The organism is Mesorhizobium sp. M1365 (genome assembly GCF_040317865.1).
Taxonomy (GTDB): Bacteria; Pseudomonadota; Alphaproteobacteria; order Rhizobiales; family Rhizobiaceae; genus Mesorhizobium.
This window is the reverse complement of the sequence record NZ_JAMYLG010000055.1, coordinates 22,142-28,616: the sequence shown is the minus strand read 5'-3', so window position 1 is coordinate 28,616 and position 6,475 is coordinate 22,142. Positions and strand designations below refer to the sequence as shown.

6 protein-coding genes are annotated in these 6,475 nt (G+C 63.3%); 4 read left to right on the top strand and 2 right to left on the bottom strand.

The window, feature by feature from the left end:
- Nucleotides 1–213: DUF2127 domain-containing protein (locus NKH04_RS30435; protein WP_353045435.1), on the top strand; the 213-nt coding region annotated here is incomplete at its 5' end.
- A 42-nt stretch (nucleotides 214–255) separates the two neighbouring features.
- Here the strand turns inward: NKH04_RS30435 and cueR are convergent.
- Nucleotides 256–654, bottom strand: a complete 399-nt coding sequence (gene cueR / locus NKH04_RS30430; RefSeq protein ID WP_352473250.1) for a Cu(I)-responsive transcriptional regulator — start codon at nucleotides 652–654, stop codon at nucleotides 256–258.
- A 269-nt stretch (nucleotides 655–923) separates the two neighbouring features.
- Here cueR and NKH04_RS30425 point away from each other — a divergent pair, with 269 nt between their 5' ends.
- The 3 genes from NKH04_RS30425 to NKH04_RS30415 are packed head-to-tail and all read left to right on the top strand — an operon-like array spanning nucleotide 924 to nucleotide 3,918.
- Nucleotides 924–1,991: a type III polyketide synthase gene (locus NKH04_RS30425; RefSeq protein ID WP_352473251.1), complete on the top strand. Its 1,068-nt coding sequence runs from the start codon at nucleotides 924–926 to the stop codon at nucleotides 1,989–1,991.
- Nucleotides 1,988–2,701, top strand: a complete 714-nt coding sequence (locus NKH04_RS30420) for a methyltransferase domain-containing protein (RefSeq protein ID WP_352473252.1) — start codon at nucleotides 1,988–1,990, stop codon at nucleotides 2,699–2,701. The genes NKH04_RS30425 and NKH04_RS30420 overlap by 4 nt, the downstream gene beginning before the upstream one ends.
- The gene (locus tag NKH04_RS30415) at nucleotides 2,698–3,918 is read left to right on the top strand and encodes an NAD(P)/FAD-dependent oxidoreductase (protein WP_352473253.1); all 1,221 of its coding nucleotides are present in this window, start codon (nucleotides 2,698–2,700) and stop codon (nucleotides 3,916–3,918) included. Before NKH04_RS30420 ends, NKH04_RS30415 begins: the two co-directional genes overlap by 4 nt.
- Here the strand turns inward: NKH04_RS30415 and NKH04_RS30410 are convergent.
- On the bottom strand, nucleotides 3,915–6,446 hold the full coding sequence (locus tag NKH04_RS30410) for an NAD-dependent epimerase/dehydratase family protein (RefSeq protein ID WP_353045434.1): 2,532 nt from the start codon (nucleotides 6,444–6,446) through the stop codon (nucleotides 3,915–3,917). The genes NKH04_RS30415 and NKH04_RS30410 overlap by 4 nt on opposite strands.
- Nucleotides 6,447–6,475 lie beyond the last annotated feature (29 nt).

Below are 6,475 nucleotides of genomic sequence, written 5' to 3'. Positions count from 1 at the left end.
ATAAAACTGCTGCTCGTTGTCGGGCTTTTGAGAGGCAAGCTGTGGTCGTATCCGGCATCGCTTGCGGCGCTGGGCGCATTTATGTTCTATCAAGTCTACCGCTACTCCTACACTCATTCGTTCGGCCTGCTTGTCCTGACCGTATTCGATGCTGTCGTCATGGTGCTGATCTGGCATGAATGGAAGGTCGTGCGGCAGCACAAGCCGGCATGACAGCGAAGTTTGCACGTCAGCCGCTCCGATTTTCAATCCACCTCACTGGGCGACGCCTTGTCCTGCCAGCTCGTCGATAATCGGGCAATCCGGCCGCTCGTCGCCGTGGCAGTGACTGACCAATTGGTGAAGCAAGCCGCGCAATCCGACCAGTTCGGCGATCTTCCTGTCGACCTCGACCAGCTTGGCTTTCGCGATCGCCTTCACGTCGGCGCTGTCACGTTCCCTGTCCTGGTACAGCGACAGCAGCTGGCGGCATTCGTCGACCGAAAACCCCAGGCTTCGCGAGCGCTGCAGGAAGCGCAGCCGGTGAATATCGGCCGTCGAGTAATCACGATAGCCATTGTCCGTCCGGGCCGGGTGCAAGAGCCCGATATCCTCGTAGTAACGGATCGTCTTGGCCGGCAAGCCGGATTTTTCGGATGCGACGCCGATGTTCATGGCGGAAATCTCCTTTGTCGGAGGAAATAGACCTTCCAGTAGATGGAAGGTCAACATGATGTGGCGATTTTGGATGCCTGACGCAACCGCCCGCCCGCTCCAACCGTTTGCCTGCCAGTACATACTGAACCTTCGGGAAGAAATCGGTCCTCGGAAACGTTTTTACCGAACAGTGCTCAAAACCCGGTGTTCGACACCGGGTGCCGATGAGCAAAGACCCTCCGGCGCTGGCTCGACGCAACACCGTGCAGACGCCGAGGAGACAGAACATGCCCGTCAAGGCCTATATCAACCGGATCGCGACAGCGGCACCGGAGCACGAGGTTCATGAATTCTACCTGCGTTTCGCGGCCTCCATGCTCGCGGCCGATCGCCGGAGGATCTTCGAACGCATGGCCGATCTTGCCGGCATCGAGCACCGCTATTCCTGCTTTGCGCCGGCGTCCGACCCCGAGGGACCGTCCGCCGACCTGGCCGGAACCTTCATCCGGGGCGCGTTTCCCGGAACGGCGGCGAGAATGGCGATGTTCGACGATGCCGCACCTGTTCTGGCGCAAAAGGGCATCGACGGATTGCAGCTTGGCGACGACGCTTCCCGCATCACCCATCTGATCGTCACCACCTGCACCGGCTTTTCGGCGCCGGGCATCGATCTCGAGCTGGTTGCGCGTTGCGGGCTGCCGAACGGGATCGAACGCACGATGATCGGGTTCATGGGTTGCTATGCGGCGATCAACGGCCTCAAGCTGGCCCGCCACATCGTCCGCTCCGACCCGCAGTCCAAGGTCCTGCTGGTCAATATCGAGCTCTGCACGATGCATCTGCGACAGACCACCGAACTGGAAAAACTGCTGTCGTTCTGCCTTTGGGGCGACGGCTGCGCGGCTGCGCTCATCACTGCCGAGCCGGCCGGCATCGAGCTCGATAGCTTTCACTGTCTGGTGGCGAGGGAACGGCGGGACCTGATGCGCTGGAACATTCGCGACCACGGCTTCGAAATGGTTCTTTCCGGCCAGGTGCCGGCAGCGATTCATGAAGCGTTGCGGAACAGCCAGGCCGCCGTCCTCGGAGGCCGATCGGCGAAAGACATCGACCTTTGGGCCGTGCATCCGGGTGGACGTTCGGTGCTCGACGCCGTCGAAAGGGCCCTGGAACTGGAGCCCACCGCGCTGGAACCATCGCGCGAGGTGTTGCGCCAGTATGGGAACATGTCGTCGGCGACCGTCATGTTCGTGATGAAGGAGATGCTGAAGGCGCCACCCGGCCTGCTCGGTTGCGGCATGTCGTTCGGACCCGGGCTGACGGCCGAAACCATGCTCTTTCGAACGGTGTCATGAGCGGCCTGGAGCACCGGCAGCTTGCGCCGGAAATCCTCGACGGACTTGCGGCCGACGATCCGCGAGCGCTGGCCGCGCGCCGCGACCTTCGGCGCATCAATATGCTGATGTTTCAGGTGCCGATCATGACGTCGTTGCTCAGGAGGTTTGTGCCAAAGCCGCCACGCCGCATTCTGGAGATCGGCGCCGGCGATGGCTCCTTCATGCTGACGGTGGCGCGGCGCATGACCAGGCATTGGCCCGGGGTCGAACTGGTGATGCTCGACCGCGTCGGCCTCCTCACCGCGCAATTGCGCGGCGATTTTGACCGGCTGGGATGGAGGGCGGAAGGCGTCACCGCCGATGTCTTCGACTGGGCAGGAAAGATCGAGGGCGCGCGGTTCGACGCCGTCACCGTCAATCTGTTTCTGCATCATCTCGACGATGCGCAACTCGTGCGTCTATTTTCGCTGATCGGGCCGAAAGCCCCGTTGCTCATTGCGACAGAGCCGCTGCGGGCGAAATTGCCGCTGGCCGCGACCCGTCTTCTGCCGGCAATCGGCGCCAACGACGTCACACGAAACGACGCGGCGCAAAGCGTGCGTGCCGGCTTTCGCGGCAGCGAGCTTTCCGGTCTCTGGCTTGAGGCCAACGGCAAACCGGTCGAGGAACGACGCGCCGGCCTGTTTTCCCACATTTTCGTCGGCGCCAGCGCCGGCAACGACCCATGACGCGATTGTCGACCCATGACGCGATCGTCATTGGTGCCGGCCCGGCGGGCACCTCCGTCGCGCTCACGCTGGCCCGGCGCGGATGGGCCGTGGCAATTGTGGAAAAGAGTGCGTTTCCACGCCGCAAGGTCTGCGGCGAATATATCTCGGCAAGCAATCTTGCGCTTCTCGACCGGCTTGAGATCGGCGATGCCTGGCGTACCAATGCCGGCCCCGAAATCCGCCGCGTCGGCTTGTTTTCCGGCGAGACCTGCGTCGAGGCGGCAATGCCACGTGCAGGAGCTGGGCCTCGTGGGAAAGACAGCTTCGGCCGGGCGCTCGGCCGGGACATTCTCGATTCTCTGCTTTTGCAAGCGGCGCGATCGGCGGGTGTCGAAATCTTTCAACCCTGCCGCGCCGTCGCCATCGAGCGGGATCGCGAGATGCAACGGGTGCGAATTCAAGCCGGGGATGAAGCGGCGATATTGCGAGCGCCGGTGATTGTCGCCGCACACGGCTCGTGGGAACCGGGACCATTGCCCAGCCAGCTCGCAAAGGCCAATCGCCCGTCGGACCTGCTCGGCTTCAAGGCGCATTTCACCGGGTCGTCCCTGCCGCCGGATTTGATGCCTCTGCTGGCCTTCCCCGGCGGCTATGGCGGCATGGTTTCGGCGGATCATGGCCGGTTGTCGATCTCGTGCTGCATCCGGCGCGATATGCTCGCGCGGCTGCGTAAACAATATGGCCCCAAACAACGGAGCCACGTGTCGGCCGCCGATGCGGTCTCGCGCCATCTCGTGGACTCGTGCCGAGGCGTCAGGAACGCCCTGGAACCGGCTCTCCTCGACGGTTCGTGGCTTGCCGCAGGTCCGATCCGGCCGGGAATTCGCTCGTGCTACGAAGAGGACATCTTCCGCGTCGGCAATGCAGCTGGAGAGTCTCATCCTGTCATCGCCGAGGGCATCTCGATGGCGCTTCAGTCCGGCTGGCTGCTGGCTTGCGAACTCGCATGCGCGCCAAGTGGCCGGGCAGGGCGCGAGGCTGCCGCCACACGCTACGGGGCGGCCTGGAAAAGACTGTTCTCGACACGGGTCTACGCCGCCGCGGCCGTTGCCGGAATTGCCCTTCGCCCCGGCAGCGCCACCTTGATGGCAGCGATCGTCCGGAATTTCCCGCAGACACTGACGCTGGGCGCGCAACTGAGCGGCAAGACCAAGCCGGTTCCCGGCTTCGTCTAGGCGACATAGCGGTCCCATGAGCCGTAGTGCTCCTTGCTTCGGAGCCCGCGAGGCAGGCTGAGGCCGATCACAACTAGCCCTGCAACGGCATTGTTCAATGTCGAACCTCTGGTCGCGCCGTCGAGCAGCCAGGGCGCTGCGATCAGCCATAACCCGAACGGCAGGTTGAGGAAACGCAACGGCCGTGCCACCTCGGCCATGGCGCAGACCGCGATCGTGATGATCATGGCGCCCGAGAGGTGATCGCTGTTTGCAATGGCGCCGGCCGTGCCGAAGACCAGCCGCGAGATCATCAGCCAACCGCCGACGATACAGCATGCGACCAGCGTCCATGGAAACGTGACACCGCGAATGGCTGCGGCGGACTGTGCGGCAAGCGCGGCGGAAAAGCCGGGATCGTTCTTGTCCGCCTCGCCGTTCGGCTCCGGCCCGCCTTGGAAAAAGGTGCGCCAGAACGGACGGTCTGCCCGCACGCTGCGCAGCATGTACTGGCCCATGGCGACCACCTCGTCCAGCGTCAGCGGGATCATGACCAGCATGGCCGCCGCCGCGATGAGGCACAGTGTGCAATAGGTGTCGATCATGATCGGCTGGATGATGATGAAGAAGATCGAGACGCCGCCGAGCGGCACCACCAGGATGAAGAAGAAGGTCACCATCCAGGGCATGGTGCGCCAGCGGGTCGCCGTGCCCATCGCGCCCATCAGGGTTTCGATCATATAGGCCACGGCGCCAAGCCCGGCATCAGCGACTGGCCAGGCTCGAGAAACGTCGGATGTGATGATGAATTCCGTGCCGTTCCTGCCGTCTCCGCCGGGGAAGAACGGCTCCCAGACAGCACCCACATGGCCGAGCTGGTAGGCAGTGAGATAGCGGGCGATAAGGAAACCGAAGAAACCGAGCGCGATGATCGGCAGGCGCTGCAGCCAGGATGACGGCGAGTAGGTCCAGCCGGGCGGAACGGTGCTCTCGTCCATCATCCCTTCGTGGCTCATGCCCGGCATCATCGGGACGAGCACCGAGAAAGTGATGGCCAGCGCGCCGACGATCGTGTCGTTCATGGTGGCGGCGGCGCTCGGCGTCCAGAAGAACAGCGGCGCGAACAGCAGCCATAGGCCGGCGATCGTCGTGCCCCATTGCGCCCAGGAAAAACGCGGCGACAGTGCGAGCCCGCCAAACAGCATCAGCAGCAAGCCCGAGACAATGTCGCTCCAGCCGGTGAGCGCGTTGCGCAGCACCGGTTCCCACAGTCCACGCTCTTGCGTGACGTCACGCACAGTGCCAGCCGCCGGATCGAACAGCGCGAACTGAAGCGGGCTGGTGAGGAGCCACACGCCAAGCGTGATGACCAGGAAATGAGCCCAGAGCATCTGCTTGCCCATCCCCGCCATCTCGGCCATGTGTCCGGGTTTCATCTTGTCGTGTTTGGCCTCGAACGCCTTGTCTTTCTCTCGCGCTTTTGTTCCGCTGCCGGCCACCTTGGCGGCGTTGAGCTTGTTGGCCCGATACCAGCCGGCGGGATCTGCCTTGAGCGCGTCGACGATCCGCGGCAACGTCTCGCGCAGGGAATGCCGGGGCTGCCAGCCGAGGACATTGCGGGCACGGCTGATATCGATCGCGTAGTGGTCGTCGGCGATATCGACCATCCAGGGACGAACGAATGATTCTTCGCCCAGCACGTCCTGTTGGACCCAGGCACCCGCCTTGGCGAGCGCCTTCGGCACCTCCCGTGTCTCCCAGTTCTCGCCACGGATCAACCGACCAATCTCGGCTTGAAGTTCGCCGTAGCCCATGACCTCAGGCTCGCCGAGAAGCAGCGCCAGCTCCGTGGGAAGTTTCTTGCGCCGATCTATAAGGCGCGCCACCGCCTCGATGAGGTCTTCCAGATGCAGGAACGACTGCCCGGTGCGCAGGTCACCCGGATATACATGCCCGGTCGGATCCTCTTCGTAGATACGCGCAATCTGATTGGCGAGGAATGCGTTACGGCCAAGATCATCATAGACGCCGGCCGGCCTGGCATAGACGACAGGGATCGCCCCGTGCTGCTCATGGATCAGGCGCTCGGTCTCGATCTTCGAGGTGCGGTAGGGTAGGTTCGATTCGAGCGGCCAATCCTCATCGATGATGTCGCCTGGTCGGCCAGCCTTGTGCGCCAGCATCGAACTCATGAAGACAAACTGCTCGACCTCAAATTGTTTCAGGGCGCGCAGGAGCTTCTCGGTGCCGCCAACCGTAATCTTTTCGTAGAGCGGGTTCCGTTCGCCTGTGAGATCGAAATAGGCCGCAAGATGGATCACCGAGGCGAGGCGGGCGCCATAGGCCGTCCGCACGCGCGCCAAGCCGGCTGCCACGGCGTCCTCCGATGTCAGGTCGATGCAGACGCACTCCGCGGCCGGCGGCGGCTGACGCGTCGCCGCCCGGTCGAGGCCGACGAGAGCAAACCGGTCGGCGAAGCTGTTGACCAGAGCCGAGCCGATGAAGCCGGTGCTACCGGTAACAATAACCGTGTCTTTGCGCTTCGCCATCCAGACCTCATAGCCGGCGATTTGCCACT